This is a genomic window from Mycobacterium stomatepiae, assembly GCF_010731715.1.
GTDB lineage: Bacteria > Actinomycetota > Actinomycetes > Mycobacteriales > Mycobacteriaceae > Mycobacterium > Mycobacterium stomatepiae.
The window spans coordinates 3294426-3311883 of the sequence record NZ_AP022587.1 but is presented as its reverse complement, the minus strand read 5'-3'; the positions used below and the strand labels follow the sequence as shown (position 1 = coordinate 3311883).

Here is a 17458-nt window from a genome sequence, read left to right as displayed (position 1 = left end):
GCAGCGGGTCGTGACCAGGAGGGTAGGAGTAGAAAGAACGAGTGGCTGAGCTGAAACTTGGATACAAAGCGTCTGCTGAACAATTCGCACCGCGCGAGCTCGTCGAACTGGCTGTGGCCGCCGAAGCACACGGTATGGACAGCGCCACCGTCAGTGACCACTTCCAACCGTGGCGGCACAAGGGCGGACACGCCCCGTTCTCGCTGGCCTGGATGACCGCGGTCGGCGAGCGCACCGAGCGGCTCGTCCTGGGCACGTCGGTGCTCACCCCGACCTTCCGGTGCAACCCCGCGGTCATCGCCCAGGCCTTCGCGACGATGGGCTGCCTGTACCCGAACCGCATCTTCCTCGGCGTCGGCACCGGCGAGGCCCTCAACGAGATCGCCACCGGATACGAGGGCGAATGGCCGGAGTTCAAGGAGCGCTACGCGCGGCTGCGCGAGTCGGTGAAGCTGATGCGCGAACTATGGCTCGGCGACCGCGTCGACTTCAACGGCGAGTACTACAAGACCAAGGGCGCCTCGATCTATGACGTGCCCGAGGGCGGCATCCCGATCTACGTCGCCGCGGGCGGCCCGCAGGTGGCCAAGTACGCCGGTCGCGCTGGCGACGGGTTCATCTGCACGTCCGGCAAGGGCGAGGAGCTCTACCAGGACAAGCTCATCCCCGCGATGCGGGAGGGCGCCGAGGCGGCGGGTAAGAACCCGGACGACATCGACCGGATGATCGAGATCAAGATCTCCTACGACACCGACCCCGAATTGGCCCGGGAGAACACCCGGTTCTGGGCGCCGCTGTCGCTGACCGCCGAGCAGAAGCATAGCATCGACGACCCGATCGAGATGGAGAAGGCCGCCGACGCGCTGCCGATCGAGCAGATCACCAAGCGCTGGATCGTGGCGTCAGATCCCGACGAGGCCGTCGAAAAGGTCGGTCAGTACGTGACGTGGGGCCTGAACCATTTGGTGTTTCACGCGCCCGGTCATGATCAGCGCCGCTTCCTGGAGCTGTTCGAAAAGGACCTGGCGCCCAGGCTGCGGCGACTTGGCTGATACCTCCGCGATTTATGTCGCGGCGCCCGAGCCCGAGACCGGCAAGTCGACGATCGCGCTGGGGCTGCTGAACCGACTGACGGCGACGGTCGCCAAAGTCGGTGTGTTCCGGCCGATCACCCGGCTCGGGGAGGATCGTGACTACATCCTGGAGCTGCTGCTGACGCGTACCACCGCGGGCCTGTCCTACGAGCAGTGCGTGGGCGTCACCTACCAGGATATCCACGCCGACACCGACGCGGCGATCGCCAGCATCGTCGACCGGTACCACGCGATGGCGCAGGCATGCGATGCCGTGGTGATCGTCGGCAGCGACTACACCGATGTCACGACGCCCGCCGAGCTGGCGGTAAACGCCCGGGTTGCAGTCAACCTCGGCGCGCCCGTGCTGTTGGCGGTGCGCGCGAAAAGCCGTTCTGCCGACCAGGTTGCCAGTGTCGTCGAGGTGTGTCTGGCCGAGCTGGCCGCGCAGCGCGCGCACACCGCGGCGGTGGTGGCCAGCCGGTGTGATCCCGCCGAAATGGGCATGGTCGCAGAAGCTCTCGGCAAGTTCACCGTACCCAGCTACGTGCTGCCCGACGAGCCGCTGCTCTCGGCGCCGACGGTGGCCGAACTACAGCACGCCGTGCACGGGACCCTGGTCAGCGGTGACGCCGAGCTGGTCGAGCGCGAAGTGATGGGAGTGCTGGTGGCCGGCATGACCGCGGACCATGTACTGGAGCGGCTGCGCGACGGCATGGCGGTCATCACCCCCGGAGACCGCTCCGATGTGGTGCTGGCCGCCGCGAGTGCCCATGCGGCCGAGGGGTTTCCGTCACTATCCTGCATCGTGCTCAACGGCGGTTTCGACCTGCATCCGTCGATCGCGGCGCTGGTTTCCGGGCTGCGGCTGCGGCTGCCGATCATTGGGAACGATCTGGGGACCTACGAGACGGCCAGCGCGGCGGCCTCGGCCCGGGGCCGAATCACGGCAGCATCCCAGCGTAAGATCGACACAGCGGTCGGGCTGATGGAGCGGCGAGTCGATATCTCGGATCTGCTTGCGCAGCTTGCTATTCCGATCCCGACCGTCACCACCCCCCAGATGTTCACCCACCGGCTCACCCAGCAGGCTCGTGCGGATCGCAAGCACATCGTCTTGCCCGAAGGGAACGACGACCGGATCCTCAAGGCCGCGGGCCGGGTGCTGAAACGCTGTGTCGCCGACCTGACGATTCTGGGCGACGAGGCCCAAATCCGCTTGCGTTCCGCAGAACTGGGTGTCGAGCTGGACGATGCGACAATTATCGACCCGCGCAACGAGGAACTCTGCGACCAGTTCGCAAAGCAGTACGCCGAATTGCGCAAGTCGAAAGGAATCACCGTCGAGCAGGCGCACGAGATCATGCACGATGTCTCGTATTTCGGGACCATGCTGGTGCATAACGGCATGGTTGACGGCATGGTGTCCGGCGCGGCCCACACCACGGCACACACGGTCCGCCCGGCGCTCGAGATCATCAGGACCGTACCGGACGTCTCGACGGTGTCCAGCATTTTCCTGATGTGCCTGCCCGATCGGGTGCTGGCCTACGGTGACTGTGCGATCATCCCGGACCCGACGCCCGAACAGCTCGCCGACATCGCGATCAGCTCGGCGCGCACTGCCACGCAGTTCGGCATCGAGCCGAAGGTGGCGATGCTGTCCTATTCCACCGGTGATTCCGGAACCGGGGCTGACGTCGACAAGGTCTGGAAGGCAACGGAATTGGTTCGCGCCCGCGATCCGCAGCTCTTGGTCGAGGGGCCAATCCAGTATGACGCCGCGATAGAGCCCTCGGTGGCCGCGACCAAGCTGCGCGATTCGCCAGTGGCTGGTCATGCCACCGTGCTGATATTCCCCGACCTGAATACCGGCAACAACACCTACAAGGCCGTACAGCGTAGCGCCGGGGCCATCGCGATCGGCCCGGTGCTGCAGGGCTTGCGGAAGCCGGTGAACGACCTGTCCCGCGGCGCGCTGGTCGAAGACATCGTCAACACCATAGCGATCACCGCGATCCAGGCGCAGGGCGTCGGCCATGGCTGATCGACCGGTGTTGGTGATAAACTCGGGTTCCTCGTCGCTGAAATTCCAAGTAGTGGAACCTGATTCGGGTGAGCCGCTCAGTGGTGGCGTAGTCGGAGAGATCGGCGAGCCGTCGGGGCGGGCGGCCGATCACGAGGAGGCGCTGCGCCTGGCGTTTCACCAGCTGGCCGAGGATGGCGTGGACCTCAAGTCGAGCGGGCTGTTGGCGGTCGGGCACCGCGTTGTGCACGGGGGCCAGACTTTCTATCGCCCGACGTTGCTCGACGACGGCGTGGTCGCCGAGCTCGAGAAGCTGTCAGAGCTTGCGCCGCTGCACAATCCGCCCGCGGTGCAGGGCATCAAGGTAGCGCGCAAGCTTCTTCCGGACACCGCGCACATCGCGGTCTTCGACACGGCCTTCTTTCATCACCTGCCCGCCGCTGCCGCGACGTACGCGATGGACCGGGAGCTGGCACAGCGATACCGGGTGCGCCGCTACGGATTTCACGGCACCTCGCACCGGTACGTGAGTGAGCAAGCCGCGGCTTTTCTGAAGCGGCCGCCGGACGGGCTGAATCAGATCGTGCTCCATCTGGGCAACGGTGCTTCGGCCTCGGCGATCGCCGGCGGCCGGCCCCTCGACACGTCGATGGGCTTGACCCCGCTGGAGGGCCTGGTGATGGGCACCCGCAGCGGTGACATCGACCCCGGCGTCGTCAGCTACCTGTGGCGCACCGCGAACATGGACGTGGAGGCGATCGAGTCGATGCTCAACAACCGGTCCGGCGTCTGGGGTCTGGCCGGTGAGCGTGACTTCCGCAAGCTGCACGCGATGATCGAATCCGGGGACAGTTCAGCGAAATTGGCATACGACGTGTTCGTTCACCGTCTGCGCAAATACATCGGTGCCTACCTCGCCGTGCTGGGGCACACCGACGTCATCACCTTCACCGCGGGGATCGGCGAGAACGATGCGGCGGTGCGCCGTGACGCGGTGGCCGGGCTCGAGGAGCTGGGCATCGTGCTCGACGACGGCCTAAACGAGTCCGGAAGCAAAGGTGTGCGGCGGATTTCGGCTGACGATTCGCCGATCACTGTACTAGTAGTCCCGACCAACGAGGAACTGGCGATCGCCCGCGACTGCGCGGCCCTGCTGGCGGGATAGCCCCTTGCCGTCGAGTGTGTACTCCGGGCTGGGTCTCCGCCGAATTTCAGCCCGGGAGGCGACGGGGCGTCAGAGGAAGCCGAGGCTGGTGCGGCCAGATCCCACCGATGGCGTCGGGTCCGTCCCGACGGTTTGCGCGAGCAGCTCGTGGTACACGTCGCGAAAGTCGGTGGTGAACTTGAGATCTCCGTGGTCGAGATTGGCGAGGCTGGGCTCGTCGCCGTAGAAGTCTCCCTTGACGGGTACGCCCGCGACGAAGACCGGGCCCGCGGTGCCGTGATCGGTCCCCTGTGACGCGTTGGCCGCCACCCGGCGACCGAACTCCGAATAGGCCATGAGCACGACGTTGCGCCCGTGGCGATCTGCGGCCATGTCCCGCAGGAACGGTGTCACGGCATCGTCGAGTGCCCGCAGCAGCCGCTGTTGCGTGTCACGCTCGTTGGCGTGGGTGTCGAAGCCGCCCAGCTGAACGGTGTAGACCCGGGTCGGAACGCCGGCGCGTACCGCGGCGGCAACCATACTCAGTTGCGTGGCCAGCGAATTGTTTTCCTTGGCGGGAGGTTTGATCGCCGCGAAGGCTTTGCCGGTGGCGCGGCTGGCGCGGTAGGCCTTGCGTACGGCCGCCATCGCCGGGGTGTCGGCGGGGTCGTCGTCGCCCAGCGCGCTCATGATGGCGTCGAACCGCTCCGCCTGTCGCTCCGGCACCCGCGTGGTCGAAAGCGCTGCTGCCGTGTACGTTTCGCCGACCGCGAGCGGCGGGAGCACCGGTCCGACGTTTACCGCGCGCAATGGGTCGTAGCCGGTGACGTCCAGCCAGCGGCCGATCCACCCGGTCGAGACTGGCTCGGCGGGCGACGCCGTCTGCCAGATGTCCATTGACCGGAAGTGGCTATGATCGGGCTGCGGATAGCTGACACCGCGCACGATTGCGAGCTGGCGTTGGTTCCACAACTGGGCCATCCCCTTCATCGCGGGATTAAGCCCAAGCTGAGAATCGAGGTGTAACACGTCGCCCGGCGCGTAGGCGAGCTCAGGACGTGAGTCATGGTAAGCGTTGTCGGCGTAGGGGATTAGCGTGTTGATGCCGTCGTTGCCGCCGTAGAGCGTGACGATCACCAGCACGCCGGCACCGTCGGCCAGCGGTCGATCCTCGGCCGCGCGCATCAGGTCGGGCCAGCTGACCGCGACCGCCCCGGAGAGCAGGCCGGCCGCGCCCACGCCGGCGCTGGCGATCAGGAATTTGCGGCGATTGAGCTCGGGCATGGCAATCTCGTTACGACGTCAAGTATTCGGGCGTGTTCACCGCGGCCACGGCCAACTGGGGCGGCTTGCGGACCAGGGGCTCGAGCGCGTCGGCCGATCGATCCGACCAGGAGCCGATGCCGAGGCAATAACCGACCGCGTCGATGCGGTCGGCGGGGGCCACACTCTCGATCCCCGACAAGTCGCCGAGATGTGCGAGCCGGCTGGCGGCGCGTAGCCGTGCCTCGGCGCTTGCGGTCGACAGCCATACCTGGCCGTGCGGCCAGCCGCCGACGCTCGGCGGGTAAAACGGCCGTTGCCCAAGGGCTTTCAACGTCGCGTCGGCGATCTTCAGCACCTCCGGCTTCTCGACGGGGACCCGCAGTGCCCGCATCACCCCGACCAGCCATTCGATCGGGGTGTTGACGACCGTGGCGCGGTTGGCGGTGAACTCGTCGTCGGTCAGGATCGCCCTTGTCAGTGCGCGTAGATTGCGCTCGGGGCCGTAGGCGGAGACCAGCCGGTCGAGCAGCTGAGGCGAGGCCGGTTCGTCGGACGCCAACTGTTGCCACAGTCGTCCGGCGATGTATTCCGCCGACTTCGGTTGTGCCAGCACGGTATCGCAGAATCCGGCGGCGTCGAAGTTGCGGGTGAGCCCGAACAGCGTCTTGTCGGCGGAATCATGCCGTTTGGGGGTCAGCGAGGTTTGGCCGTCGGGGCCGATCATCCAGCCCGTCAATGCCCTGGCGCCGGCGCGGACATCGTCCTCGGTGTAGCCGTTGCCATGGCCCAGCGCGAACAGCTCCATGAATTCGCGGGCGAGATTCTCGTTGGGCGCCTTGGCGGTGTTGGCCTGGCCGTCGAGCCAGCGCAGCATCGCGGCGTCGGTCAGCATCGCATAGGCCAGCGTGCGGAAATCACTCAGCGACAGGGTGCGCAGCTTCTCGTTTTGTGCGGCCATGTGCGTGGCGGACCGGACCTTCTGCGCGGAGGTCGCAAAGTGGTTGTGCCACAGGAGGGTCAGCTTCTCGTGCACCGGCTGCCCGACGGTGACCATGCGCCGCAGCCACCAGCTCGACAGAACGCCTTCTTGTTCGGAGACTTGATGGTTGAACGCTTGACGGGCCGCCGGTGTCGCACCCTTGCCCGGCGCGTGCAGCGGCTCCAGCCGCGGCACCGGGGTGGCGATGGCACCGGGATCGGTGGCGGGGTCGCCGGCCAGCATGGCGTCGACGTAGCCGGGCCAGTCCCGGCCGAGGGCCGCGTCGACCTCTGGCCCGGTCACCCCGAACCCGGCCCGTCGCAGCACGCGAGCCACCGTCATCCACTGCGCGGGCTGGCCCATGCTTTGAGTGTGCACATGGAGCTATGAATCAGCTGTGACAAGCCCCCCGAATTCTCGGAATCGAGTGTGTGCTGACGGTTTTGAGTGCGCGCTCACGGCGAGAATTCCGCCGATGTTCCGCCGAGGACGCGCACTCGACGGCCCTGTGTATAGGCGAAATCGCCCGGGACGCGGACGTGCAATGGTTCGCCTCATGTGGGAAGCGAGTCAACCATTCATCGGCAGCGAGGCGTTGGCGCTAGGCGCGCTCAACAGGCATCAGCTGCGATCGCATTACCGTGCGGTCTTTCCCAACGTCTATCTGGCGAACCACGTCGAGGCATCGCTGCAGCAACGCATAGTCGCGGCTTGGCTCTGGTCCAATCGCCGTGGGGTGATCGCGGGCGCGGCGGCCGCGGCGGTACACGGCGCCCAATGGATTCCCGACAATGTCCCGGTCGAGCTGATCCACGCCAACACGCGCGTGCCCGACGGCGTGCTGACCCGGCGCGACGGACTGGTCGACGGCGAGACACAGGTCGTCGACGGCCGGGCGGTCACCACGCCCGAGCGCACCGCGTTTGACATCGGCCGTCGTGGCGCTGTCCATTCCGCTGTTGCCCGCCTCGATACGCTCGCGCGCGCAACAGGTTTCAAGGTCGACGACGTGCTTCGGGTTGCCGCGTGCCACCCGCGGACGCCGGGGCTGCGGCGGCTGGAGGCCGCGCTGAAACTGGTCGACGCGGGCGCGCAATCGCCGCGGGAGAGCTACCTGCGGCTGCTGCTGATCGATGCGGGTCTGCCGCGGCCGCAGACGCAGATACCGGTGCTTGGCGTGGACGGGATACCGGTCGCCTACCTCGACCTGGGCTGGGAGGACTGCATGGTCGCGGTGGAGTATGACGGCGACCACCATCGAACCGATCGGCGGCAATACATCAAAGACATTCGGCGGCTCGAGATGCTGGCCGAAATGGGCTGGATCGTCGTCCGGGTTGTGGCGGAGGACCGGCCCGCTGCTGTGGTGCGCCGGGTCCGTGCCGCGATCGCGACGTCGAGTGTGCGTTCGCGGTTTTCAGTGCGCGTCCACGCCGGGATTTCGGCCTTGAGTTCAAGGGGTGGTTGCAACACTTCGTAGTTAGGGGTGTTGATGACGGGTCAGCCTCAGTTGTTGGTGGTGCAGCGGCGGTATTGGGATTTGATCGCTGCGGGATGGTCCTCGGAGGATGCCGGGGTGGCGGTCGGCGTGTCGGCGACGTGCGGTAGCAAGTGGTTTCGCAGGTTTGGTGGTGTGAATCCACGATGGTCAAAGCCTCAAGGACAGCGACGGCCGCGGCTGTCGGCGGATGAGCGTGAACAGATCATGATCGGCACCGCGCACGGTGAGTCGATCCGTTCGATGGCGCGCCGGTTGGGCCGGGCGCCGTCGACGATCATGCGCGAGATTGCCCACAACGGTGTCATGCGAGGGCATGTGGGCCGTTATCGCGCCCGGTATCGGTTCGGGCCCGCCGGGCCGGTTGGGACGCGAAGTCGGGCTACTCGGCGCGCATCGCTCAGCGGCGCAGCGAGCAACGGGCGCGTCGACCCAAGACCGGCAAGTTGGGCCGCTGTGAGCAATTGCGGGCCGAGGTGCAAGCGTTGTTGGTCAACAAGTACAGCCCCGAACAGATCGCCGGGGTATTGACCGCGACCTATCCTGACCGCCCGGAGATGCAGGTGTCCCACGAAACCATCTACCAGGCGCTTTACGTGCAAGGGCGCGGAGAACTGCGCCGGGAACTGAGGACATGCCTGCGCACCGGGCGCGCGTTGCGTAAACCGCGCCGACGGGCCCGCGCCGGTGACGGCCGCGGCCGTATCCAAGGCATGGTCAACATCAGTGAGCGGCCCGCCGAAGCTAACGACCGCGCCGTGCCAGGCCATTGGGAAGGAGACCTGATCATCGGCAAGGACCAGGCCTCTCAAATCGGCACGCTGGTTGAACGTTCCACCGGATATGTCCGACTGCTGCACCTACCCCATACCCGTAGCGCCGAGGCCGTCGCCGAGGCCATGATCGCCGCGGTCAAAGACCTGCCCGCCACCTTGCGCCGCACCGTGACCTGGGACCAAGGCCACGAAATGGCCCACCACGCCCGCATCAGCATCGACACCGGCATCGAGGTTTACTTCTGCGATCCCCACTCACCCTGGCAGCGCGGTAGCAATGAGAACACCAACGGCCTACTACGGCAATACTTTCCAAAGGGCACCGACCTTTCGGTGCACGACGCCGAACACCTCGCCTACGTCGCCGACGAACTCAACGGACGACCCCGAAAACGCTTCAACTGGGACAACCCCACCAACCGCCTCAACAAGCTACTGTCCACCCCGACAGACACAACTGTTGCAACCAAACCTTGAATCCACCACCGAAATCCCGCCCTGGGCGCGCACTCGACGACAGGGGCCCGAAGAGTGGGGCGCTAGAAGGTGCTGGTGGGGCGCACGCGGTTGGCCAGGTCGACCAGCGTGTAGCGATGCCGCTGAGTGGGAGCGACCCGCGCGAGCGCACGCAGGGACGCCTCGACGCCCAGCCGCAGCCCGTGCGAGGTGAACGGGAAGCCGAGGATGTGGTTGGTGCTGGCCTGATTTGATTCAAGCCAGTCCATCGCACCGCCGAGCACCAGCGCGCGAATCTGCAACACCCGCGGCTCGGTGGGCGGCAGTGCCTCGACTCGCCGGGCAGCGTCGCGAATCTGCTCCTCGGTGATCTCACTCGTCGAGCGGCCGGACAGCAGGGTCACCGCACTGGTCAACCGTGCGGTGGTGAAATGCCTTGAGGTTGGCGGCACTTCGTCGAGTGTGCGCACCGCGCGGGTTCGATCACCCGCGGCCGAAAGGGATCTCGCTAACCCAAAGGCCGCCGAGATCACGCCGTCGTTGGTGCGCCACACCGTCTTGTAGAACTTGTCCACGTCAACATGGCCGGCGAGTTCGCCGGTGGCGGCCAATGCCAATTTCGGCGCCAGCTCGCCGGGGAAGATATCCAGCACCTCGGTGAAATGCTTGATGGCCGAATCGTAGTCGCCGGTGAGCAACTCGGCGACGGCCCGGAACCAGACCAACCGCCAACGCCAGCCCACCCGCTCGGCCAGGTCGTCGAGCTTGCGGGTCGCCTTGGCAACATCCCCGAGATCCAGCAGCGCGCGGACCTCCATCAGCGGCAGCTCGACGGACTCCGATACGTCGATACCCTCGGCGGCCAGCGAGCCGTGCCGTGCCGCGCGCAACGAGTCCAGGGTCTGCACCGGCTGGGAGAGTACCGTCGCCTGCAGCACCGGCGCCGCGACGTCGGTCGGATCGACCAGCGGCACCGACAGCGCGGTGACGATCTCCCGGGCGGTCAGCTTCTCCGAATGCACCTGCCCGTCGAGGTAGACGTCGGTGTGCGCCACCGACAGGTCCACGCCGAAGGTGGACCGGCTCGGGCTGAACAGCGTCGACAACCCGGGCCGCGGCACCCCGGAGTCCTGGGCGACGACCTCGCGCAGCACACCCATCAACTGACCGGATATCTCCTCCGCGGAGCCGAACCGGCGCCGCGGGTCGGGATCGATGGCGCGGCGCAGCAGCCGGCCGAACGAGTCGTAGGTGGCCAGCACCGGGTCGTCCTCGGGCAACCCGTCCACATAGCGGCCATTGCGGGTGCGCAGGTTCAACGTCAGCGCCGCCAGCGTGCGCCCCACGGTGTAGATGTCGGTGGCGACCGTCGGGCCGGTCCGCACGATCTCCGGCGCCTGATACCCGGGGGTGCCGTAGAGGTAGCCGAACGAGTTGATCCGCGACACCGCGCCGAGGTCGATCAACTCCAGCTGCTCCTCGGTGAGCATGATGTTCTCTGGCTTGAGGTCGTTGTAGACCAAGCCGATCGAATGCAGATAGCTCAGCGCGGGCAGGATCTCCAGCATGTAGGCGATGGCCTCGGCGACCGGCAGCTTGGGGTCATTCTTGCCCCGCTTGAGCGACTGCCCGCCGATGTACTCCATGACGATGTAGCCGACCGGGTCCCCGTGCCGGTCCTCATGCTCGACGAAGTTGAAGATCTGCACGATCTGCGGATGGACCACCTCGGCAAGGAACTGCCGTTCGGCCATCGCGATGGCCTGCGCCTCGGCGTCACCGGAATGGACCAAGCCCTTGAGTACCACCGGCCGGTCGTTGACGTTGTGGTCGACGGCCAGGTACACCCAGCCCAGCCCGCCGTGCGCGATGCAGCCCTTGACTTCGTACTGGTTCGCGACGATATCGCCCGGATTCAGCTGGGGCAGAAACGAATACGGGCTTCCACAGGACGGGCACTTGCCCTCCGATGCGCCCTCGCCCTCGGGGCCGGACCGGCCCACCGGCTTGCCGCAGTTCCAGCAGAACCGCTTGCCCTCGGGCACCATCGGGTTGGTCATCAGGGCTTCGAGCGGGTCGATGTCGCGGATGCGGGGGATTTTCACCAGTCCGCCACCGAGCTCCCGGGTCGGCGTCAGCACCCGGGTCGCGACCGTTCGCTCTTGCGGCTCGGTGTCTACGGTGATGTGCGGCAGGTCGTCGTCGTCATCGTCGTCCCAGTCGGGACGGAAGAGCGCCTGGGTGGCATGCGCGCGACCCGTCGTCGCCCCGGTCTGGGTGTCCGGTGGCTGGGTGCCGGGGTCCAGGTCCTCGGCGTCGGCGTCGTAATCGGCCTCGGTCATCAGTCCACATACCTAGGCACGGGTGGGGCGGGCGCCGGGCCGAGAACCGTTAACCACTTGCGGTACAAGGTGTTCCAGGTGCCGTCTCGGCGGATGCGCTCCAGCGTGCCGTTGACGAACCGGACCAGCCCGGTGTTGTCCAGGTTGGTGCCGATGCCGTACGGCTGGGTGGCCATGTTCGGTCCGACGATGTGCAGATAAGGGTCTTCTTCGACCAGCCCGGCCAGGATCGAGTCGTCGGTGCTGACGGCGTCGATCTCGCGCTGCTGCATGGCCACCAGGCAATCCGCCCAGTTCACCACCGACACGATCACCGGGGGCGGATCGATCTGGCGGATGCGGTGCAACGACGTGGTGCCGCGGGCCACGCAGACCCGCTTGCCGGACAGGTCGGCCACTTTGGCGATCGGCGAGTCGCGTGAGGCCAGGATCCGCTGGTTGGCGTCGAGGTAGACGGTGGAGAAGTTCACCTGCTTGCGGCGCTCGCAGGTGATGGTCATCGTCTTGACGACGATGTCGACCTCGGAGTGCTGCAACGCGGTGATGCGCTCGTCGGACGACAGGATCCGGTACTCGACATGTGACGGGGCGCCGAAGATGTCGCGCGCGATCTCGCCGGCGATGTCGACGTCGAAACCGGTGATCTCACCGGTGATCGGGTCGCGGAAGCTGAACAGGTTGCTGCCGATGTCGAGCCCGACGATCAGCCGGCCGCGGGCCCGGATGGACTCCACCGCGGCGTCGGCCTCGGGCTTGGTGGCGAACGGGCGCAGGCTGGCGGTGGCGTTGCAATCCTGGCCGGTCTCGTCGGGCGGCAGCGGTGGCTCAGCGGACAGCTGCTCCATGCCGACCGGGGTGGGCGGCGGCAACGTCGGCGCGGTGGCCACGGTCAGTGATTCCGTGTGCCCGCAACCCGCCAGCACGATCGCCGTGGCCAGCACGGCGGACGCCCGGCGGATCCTGGGCAGAAGGTTCATTATCGATACTCTTTGAGCCGCGGCCACAGGCCCAGGGCGACCGCGATGGCGGCGCCCAGACTGAGCACCACGCCGCCGACTTGGGCGCCGGACAGCCCGCTGCGCGCGTTGATCACGTCGTTGCGCAGGTGCGCCCGGCACTGTGTCATCGCCTTGCCCAACTGATCTTCGAGCTTGTCGAACGCGGGGGTCGAGTCGTCCTCGGCACTGCCCAGCGCGATCTGGGTGGCGGACCGATAGTTGCCGACCGAGATATAGGAGTTGATGCGGTCGTTGGCCTGCCGCCAGCGGACCAACAGCTGGTTGGCGCCCTGCAGGTCGGGTTTGTCGACGGCATCGCTGCGGGCCATGTACTGGTCGATCTGCTGATGCATGAAGTCGATGCGTTGATAGAACGACTGTTTGCGGACCTGCTCGTCTCCGCGCCGGATCAACGACAGTGTCTCGTCGGCCCGGGCCTGCTGCGCGGTGATCGCCACGCTGGTCACGGTCTTGAGCGACTCGGCCGCCGTGTCCTTGGCGCTACGGCTGGCGGTTGTCGAAATTGTTAGCGCGGTTCCGACCCAGACCACCATCACGAGAATACCGAGAGCGCCCACGACGAGCCCCGGGTTGATCCGGCGCCGAGTCCGCCGCGCCAGCCAGCGGTGCGAGAACACGCCGAACACCACGGTGGTGGCGATGACGAGGACCACCGGAGCCGGAAAGTGCGTGGACGCGGTGGTTTCCGCGTCCACCCGCTCCGACGTCGCCTGATAGAGCTGTGCCGCGTCGGGCAGGATCGTCGACTGCATCAGGCCCGAGGCTTCCGACAGGTACGACGAACCGACCGGGTTGCCCTCCCGGTTGTTGGTCCGCGCTATTTCGATCAGGCCGGTGTAGACGGCCAGCTCGGCGTTGATCTTGCCGAGCAGCTGCACCAGCGGTTCGTCGGTCAGACCGCTCGAGGCCCGGGCCACGGCGACCGCCGCGTCTGTGATGGCCTGCTCGTAACGCATCCGCACCGGCCACGGTTCGGCCTGGGCGATGAACGCGGTGGCCGCCGCGGCGTCGGCCACCGACAACGTGGTGTAGAGCCGCCCGGCCGCGAACGACAGCGGCTCGGTGTGGTTGAGCACCGTGGACAGCACCTGCTGGCGGTGGTTGATCGTCGTCGAAGTGGCGAAGGCGCTGGAGACGCCGAGCGCCGCCAGGACGATGCCGATCGTGAGGATGCGGCCCGGGGTGGTTGAGATGAACCACCACCGGGGGTGGGCCGGTTCGCCCGTCGACCGCGACCCCAGCGGTTCGGTCGACGGGTGCGCCAGCTCAACCGTCACGTGTTTTCAGACCTCGACTTTCGGTCTCCGGAATGTGCCGCTCGTACCTGTATAAGCGAATTCTAAGAGGATGTCAGGGCGGATGGGGGGGGAGGCGGACCCAATTTCGTTGATCGCCTGCATATCCTGAACGCGTGCATGGCGACGGTGACGGATGGGTGATATCCGACAGCGGCGCCCACTACTGGGGTCGATTCGGCGCGGCGGGTCTGCTGCTGCGGGCGCCCCAGCCTGACGGAACCCCCGCGGTGTTGCTGCAGCATCGAGCGGTGTGGAGCCATCAGGGCGGGACCTGGGGGTTGCCGGGCGGCGCCCGGGACAGCCACGAAACCCCGGAAGAGACGGCGGTTCGCGAAGCTCACGAGGAGGCCGGTCTGCTCGCAGAGCGGCTGGCGGTGCGGGCGACGCTGGTCACGGCCGAGGTGGCCGGCATCGCCGGTACGCACTGGACCTACACCACCGTCGTCGCCGACGCCGGCGAGTTGCTGCACACGGTGCCCAACCGGGAAAGCGCCGAAATGCGCTGGGTCCCCGAGAACGAGGTGGCCGACCTGCCGCTGCATCCCGGTTTCGCTGCCAGCTGGGAGCGACTGCGCACCGCGAAGGCGCTGGTTCCGCTGGGGAATGGCGACCAACGGCGCCAGCACCTGCCGCGGACGCTGGAGATCGACACCGGAGTCTTCGTCTGGTGTATGCCGGGTGATGCCGATCAGGCGCCGTCGCAACTGAGCCCCCGGATCAGCTCGCTGCTTGAAGCGCTGATCTGAGCCGCTGGGCAGCGGCCTCGGGGTCGTCGGCCGCGGTGATCGCACGCACCACCACGATCCGCCGGGCCCCGGCTTCGAGCACCTCGGGCAGCCGCCGCGCGTCGATGCCGCCGATCGCGAACCACGGCTTGCCGGTGCCCAGCGCGGTGGCGGTGCGGACCAGTCCCAGGCCGGGGGCGGCGCGGTCGGGCTTGGTGGGGGTGGGCCAGCACGGGCCGACGCAGAAGTAGTCGACTTCCCCTGTTTCCAAGGACTCGGCGGCGTCGGCGACCTGGCCGGCGTCGTGGGTGGACAGGCCGATCAGCGGTTCCGGCCCGACGAATTCGCGGGCCAGCGCCGGTGGCAGGTCGCCCTGGCCCAGGTGCAGCACGTCGGCCCCGGCCGCGCGGGCGATGTCGGCCCGGTCGTTGACGGCGAACAGCGCGCCGTGCCGGCGCGCCGCGTCCGCGAGGATCTCGCAGGCGGCCAGCTCCTCGCGCGCCTCCAGCGGGCCGAACCGCTGTTCACCGACCGATCCCTTATCGCGCAGCTGGATGATGTCGACCCCGCCGGCCAGGGCGGCGTCGGCGAATTCGGCCAGATCGCCGCGCTCGCGACGTGCGTCAGTACACAAATAGAGCTGGGCAGCGGCAATACGGGCAACACGATCGTGCACACCGCGACGCTAGCGCGCTAGCGTAGAACCCGAACAACCAAGACACGGGAGTCCCGGGCGATCTGCGGGGCTGAGAGTGGGCACAGCCGGAGCAACCGGAGCTGTCCTTACCGTCACACCTGATCCGGATCATGCCGGCGAAGGGAGCGGAGATGCCTTTAGGTGCACCGAGCGGGACACTGGCCGTCATCGGCGGCGGCGTCATCGGGCTGTCGGTGGCGCGCCGGGCCGCGCAGGCTGGGTGGTCGGTGCGGGTGCACCGTACGGGCGACCACGGCGCGTCTTGGGTCGCCGGCGGCATGCTGGCCCCACACAGCGAGGGCTGGCCGGGCGAGGAACGCCTGCTGCGGCTGGGCCTGGAGTCGCTGCGGCTGTGGCGCGACGGCGGCTACCTGGACGGGCTACCGGCGGAGGTGGTCACGGCGCGCGAGTCGCTGGTGGTGGCCGTGGATCGGGCCGACGTCGCAGACCTGCGCACCGTCGCGGACTGGCTGGCCGAACAGGGACATCCGGTGTTCTGGGAGCCGGCCGCCCGCGACGTCGAACCCCTTCTGGCGCAAGGCGTCCGGCACGGATTTCGGGCGCCGACCGAACTCGCCGTCGACAACCGGGCCGTGGTGGAGGCGCTGGCCGCGGACTGCGAACGTCTCGGCGTCGGGTGGGCGGCGCCGGCGCACGACCTGTCGCGGGTCGAGGGCGACGCGGTGGTGATCGCCAACGGCATCGACGCACCGGCGCTGTGGCCCGGCCTTCCGGTGCGCCCGGTGAAGGGTGAGGTGCTGCGCCTGCGCTGGCGGAAGGGCTGTATGCCGTTGCTGAGCAGGGTGATTCGCGCGCGCGTGCATGGACGCCAGGTGTACGTGGTGCCGCGCGCGGACGGAGTGGTCGTGGGCGCGACGCAGTACGAGCACGGTCGCGACACCGCCCCGGCGGTGTCCGGTGTGCGCGACCTGCTCGACGACGCCTGCGCGGTGCTGCCGGCACTCGGCGAATACGAGCTGGCCGAGTGTGCCGCCGGGCTGCGCCCGATGACACCCGATAACCTGCCCCTTGTGCATCGCCTGGACGAACGCACCCTGATCGCAACCGGGCACGGTCGGTCGGGTTTTCTGCTGGCGCCGTGGACGGCCGAACAGATTGTGTCCGAACTAGTTCCGGTTGGGGTCCACTCATGATCGTGGTAGTCAACGAAAATTCGGTGGAGGTCGACGGCCGGACCACCGTCGCCGGGTTGTTGGAATCGCTGGGCTTTCCCGAGCGCGGTATCGCGGTGGCGATGGACAATACGGTACTGCCCCGGTCCAGTTGGACCACAAAGCTTTTCGACGGTGCTCGACTCGAGGTAGTGACGGCGGTGCAGGGTGGTTGATTCCAAGCTCACAATCGCGGACCGCAGCTTCGCGTCCCGGCTGATCATGGGAACCGGGGGAGCGACCAGCCTTTCGGTGCTCGAGGAGGCGCTCAGGGCTTCGGGTACCGAGCTGACGACGGTCGCGATGCGCCGGGTCGACGCCGAGGGTGGCACCGGACTGCTGGACCTGCTCAACCGGCTCGGCATCACGCCGCTGCCCAACACGGCGGGGTGTCGCGGCGCGGCCGAAGCGGTGCTTACCGCACAGCTGGCCCGCGAGGCGCTGAACACCAACTGGGTCAAACTCGAGGTGATCGCCGACGAGCGCACACTGTTGCCCGACGCGGTCGAGTTAGTCCGGGCCGCAGAGCAATTGGTTGACGACGGATTCGTGGTTCTGCCCTATACGAACGACGACCCGGCGCTGGCCCGCCGGCTGGAAGACACCGGATGCGCGGCGGTGATGCCGCTGGGTTCGCCGATCGGAACCGGCCTGGGCATCACCAACCCGCACAACATCGAGATGATCGTCGCCCGCGCCGGCGTTCCGGTGATCCTCGACGCCGGCATCGGTACCGCGAGCGACGCCGCGCTGGCGATGGAATTGGGTTGCGACGCGGTACTGTTGGCCACCGCGGTGACTCGGGCCACCGACCCGCCCGCGATGGCCGCCGCGATGTCGGCGGCGGTCACCGCCGGCTATCTGGCGCGGCGCGCCGGGCGGATCCCCAAACGCTTCTGGGCGCAGGCATCCAGTCCACGCCCGGCGACGACGCGGGCCGGGGACCGGCCTGCCGAGGAGCGGGCCACCGAGCCTGAGCGATGAAAA

General features: G+C 67.5%; 14 protein-coding genes and 1 pseudogene. 9 read left to right on the top strand and 6 right to left on the bottom strand.

From position 1 onward, the window contains the following. The first annotated feature begins 41 nt into the window (after nucleotides 1-41). The 3 genes from fgd to G6N54_RS15595 are packed head-to-tail and all read left to right on the top strand — an operon-like array spanning nucleotide 42 to nucleotide 4264. Nucleotides 42-1052 carry a glucose-6-phosphate dehydrogenase (coenzyme-F420) gene (gene fgd, locus G6N54_RS15605; RefSeq protein ID WP_163790913.1) on the top strand — a complete coding sequence of 337 codons (1011 nt, stop codon included), beginning with the start codon at nucleotides 42-44 and terminating at the stop codon, nucleotides 1050-1052. Continuing rightward, nucleotides 1045-3120 (top strand): phosphate acetyltransferase, encoded by a 2076-nt coding sequence (gene pta / locus G6N54_RS15600; RefSeq protein WP_163790912.1) that lies wholly within the window; start codon nucleotides 1045-1047, stop codon nucleotides 3118-3120. The genes fgd and pta overlap by 8 nt, the downstream gene beginning before the upstream one ends. After that, nucleotides 3113-4264 (top strand): acetate kinase, encoded by a 1152-nt coding sequence (locus G6N54_RS15595; RefSeq protein ID WP_163790911.1) that lies wholly within the window; start codon nucleotides 3113-3115, stop codon nucleotides 4262-4264. The genes pta and G6N54_RS15595 overlap by 8 nt, the downstream gene beginning before the upstream one ends. Nucleotides 4265-4333: 69 nt before the next feature. Here G6N54_RS15595 and G6N54_RS15590 read toward each other — a convergent pair whose 3' ends face one another. Both G6N54_RS15590 and G6N54_RS15585 read right to left on the bottom strand, forming a co-directional pair. Further along, entirely contained in the window at nucleotides 4334-5527 is a 1194-nt protein-coding gene (locus G6N54_RS15590; RefSeq protein ID WP_163790910.1) for a DUF1501 domain-containing protein, read from the bottom strand. Nucleotides 5528-5537: 10 nt separating this feature from the next. Beyond that, on the bottom strand, nucleotides 5538-6851 hold the full coding sequence (locus G6N54_RS15585) for a DUF1800 domain-containing protein (protein WP_163790909.1): 1314 nt from the start codon (nucleotides 6849-6851) through the stop codon (nucleotides 5538-5540). 193 nt (nucleotides 6852-7044) lie between these two features. On the opposite strand from G6N54_RS15585, the gene G6N54_RS15580 reads away from it, so the two are divergent. Beyond that, a complete protein-coding gene (locus G6N54_RS15580) occupies nucleotides 7045-7968 on the top strand; it encodes a hypothetical protein (RefSeq protein ID WP_163790908.1) in 924 nt (307 codons plus the stop codon). 12 nt (nucleotides 7969-7980) lie between these two features. Beyond that, nucleotides 7981-9239, top strand: a pseudogene (locus G6N54_RS15575) (IS30 family transposase). 62 nt (nucleotides 9240-9301) lie between these two features. Here G6N54_RS15575 and G6N54_RS15570 read toward each other — a convergent pair. From G6N54_RS15570 to glnX, 3 genes are read right to left on the bottom strand one after another with little or no spacing between them, the layout of a single operon-like run. Beyond that, nucleotides 9302-11560, bottom strand: coding sequence for a serine/threonine-protein kinase PknG (locus tag G6N54_RS15570; RefSeq protein ID WP_163790907.1), 2259 nt, complete (start codon nucleotides 11558-11560; stop codon nucleotides 9302-9304). Continuing rightward, the gene (locus G6N54_RS15565) at nucleotides 11560-12537 is read right to left on the bottom strand and encodes a glutamate ABC transporter substrate-binding protein (RefSeq protein WP_163790906.1); all 978 of its coding nucleotides are present in this window, start codon (nucleotides 12535-12537) and stop codon (nucleotides 11560-11562) included. Before G6N54_RS15565 ends, G6N54_RS15570 begins: the two co-directional genes overlap by 1 nt. Further along, entirely contained in the window at nucleotides 12537-13856 is a 1320-nt protein-coding gene (gene glnX, locus G6N54_RS15560; RefSeq protein ID WP_163790905.1) for a protein kinase G-activating protein GlnX, read from the bottom strand. Before glnX ends, G6N54_RS15565 begins: the two co-directional genes overlap by 1 nt. A 134-nt stretch (nucleotides 13857-13990) precedes the next feature. Between glnX and G6N54_RS15555 the strand changes: the two genes are divergently transcribed. After that, nucleotides 13991-14623, top strand: coding sequence for an NUDIX hydrolase (locus G6N54_RS15555; RefSeq protein ID WP_163790904.1), 633 nt, complete (start codon nucleotides 13991-13993; stop codon nucleotides 14621-14623). Here the strand turns inward: G6N54_RS15555 and thiE are convergent. Then, nucleotides 14595-15278, bottom strand: a complete 684-nt coding sequence (gene thiE, locus G6N54_RS15550; protein WP_163790903.1) for a thiamine phosphate synthase — start codon at nucleotides 15276-15278, stop codon at nucleotides 14595-14597. The genes G6N54_RS15555 and thiE overlap by 29 nt on opposite strands. Before the next feature lie 152 nt (nucleotides 15279-15430). Between thiE and thiO the strand changes: the two genes are divergently transcribed. From thiO to thiG, 3 genes are read left to right on the top strand one after another with little or no spacing between them, the layout of a single operon-like run. Continuing rightward, nucleotides 15431-16453, top strand: coding sequence for a glycine oxidase ThiO (thiO, locus tag G6N54_RS15545; RefSeq protein WP_163790902.1), 1023 nt, complete (start codon nucleotides 15431-15433; stop codon nucleotides 16451-16453). Beyond that, nucleotides 16450-16647 (top strand): sulfur carrier protein ThiS, encoded by a 198-nt coding sequence (gene thiS / locus G6N54_RS15540; RefSeq protein ID WP_163790901.1) that lies wholly within the window; start codon nucleotides 16450-16452, stop codon nucleotides 16645-16647. The genes thiO and thiS overlap by 4 nt, the downstream gene beginning before the upstream one ends. Beyond that, complete coding sequence (gene thiG / locus G6N54_RS15535; RefSeq protein WP_163790900.1) at nucleotides 16640-17455, top strand: thiazole synthase; 816 nt, start codon at nucleotides 16640-16642, stop codon at nucleotides 17453-17455. Before thiS ends, thiG begins: the two co-directional genes overlap by 8 nt. Nucleotides 17456-17458 lie beyond the last annotated feature (3 nt).

What these genes read in the sequence shown, in the direction of transcription:
- G6N54_RS15585 (WP_163790909.1), bottom strand. Translation starts at nt 6,851, where the DNA reads ATGGGCCAGCCCGCGCAGTGGATGACGGTGGCTCGCGTGCTGCGACGG.
- G6N54_RS15570 (WP_163790907.1), bottom strand. Translation starts at nt 11,560, where the DNA reads ATGACCGAGGCCGATTACGACGCCGACGCCGAGGACCTGGACCCCGGC.
- thiS (WP_163790901.1), top strand. Translation starts at nt 16,450, where the DNA reads ATGATCGTGGTAGTCAACGAAAATTCGGTGGAGGTCGACGGCCGGACC.
- G6N54_RS15565 (WP_163790906.1), bottom strand. Translation starts at nt 12,537, where the DNA reads ATGAACCTTCTGCCCAGGATCCGCCGGGCGTCCGCCGTGCTGGCCACG.
- G6N54_RS15595 (WP_163790911.1), top strand. Translation starts at nt 3,113, where the DNA reads ATGGCTGATCGACCGGTGTTGGTGATAAACTCGGGTTCCTCGTCGCTG.
- G6N54_RS15580 (WP_163790908.1), top strand. Translation starts at nt 7,045, where the DNA reads ATGTGGGAAGCGAGTCAACCATTCATCGGCAGCGAGGCGTTGGCGCTA.
- thiO (WP_163790902.1), top strand. Translation starts at nt 15,431, where the DNA reads ATGCCTTTAGGTGCACCGAGCGGGACACTGGCCGTCATCGGCGGCGGC.
- G6N54_RS15590 (WP_163790910.1), bottom strand. Translation starts at nt 5,527, where the DNA reads ATGCCCGAGCTCAATCGCCGCAAATTCCTGATCGCCAGCGCCGGCGTG.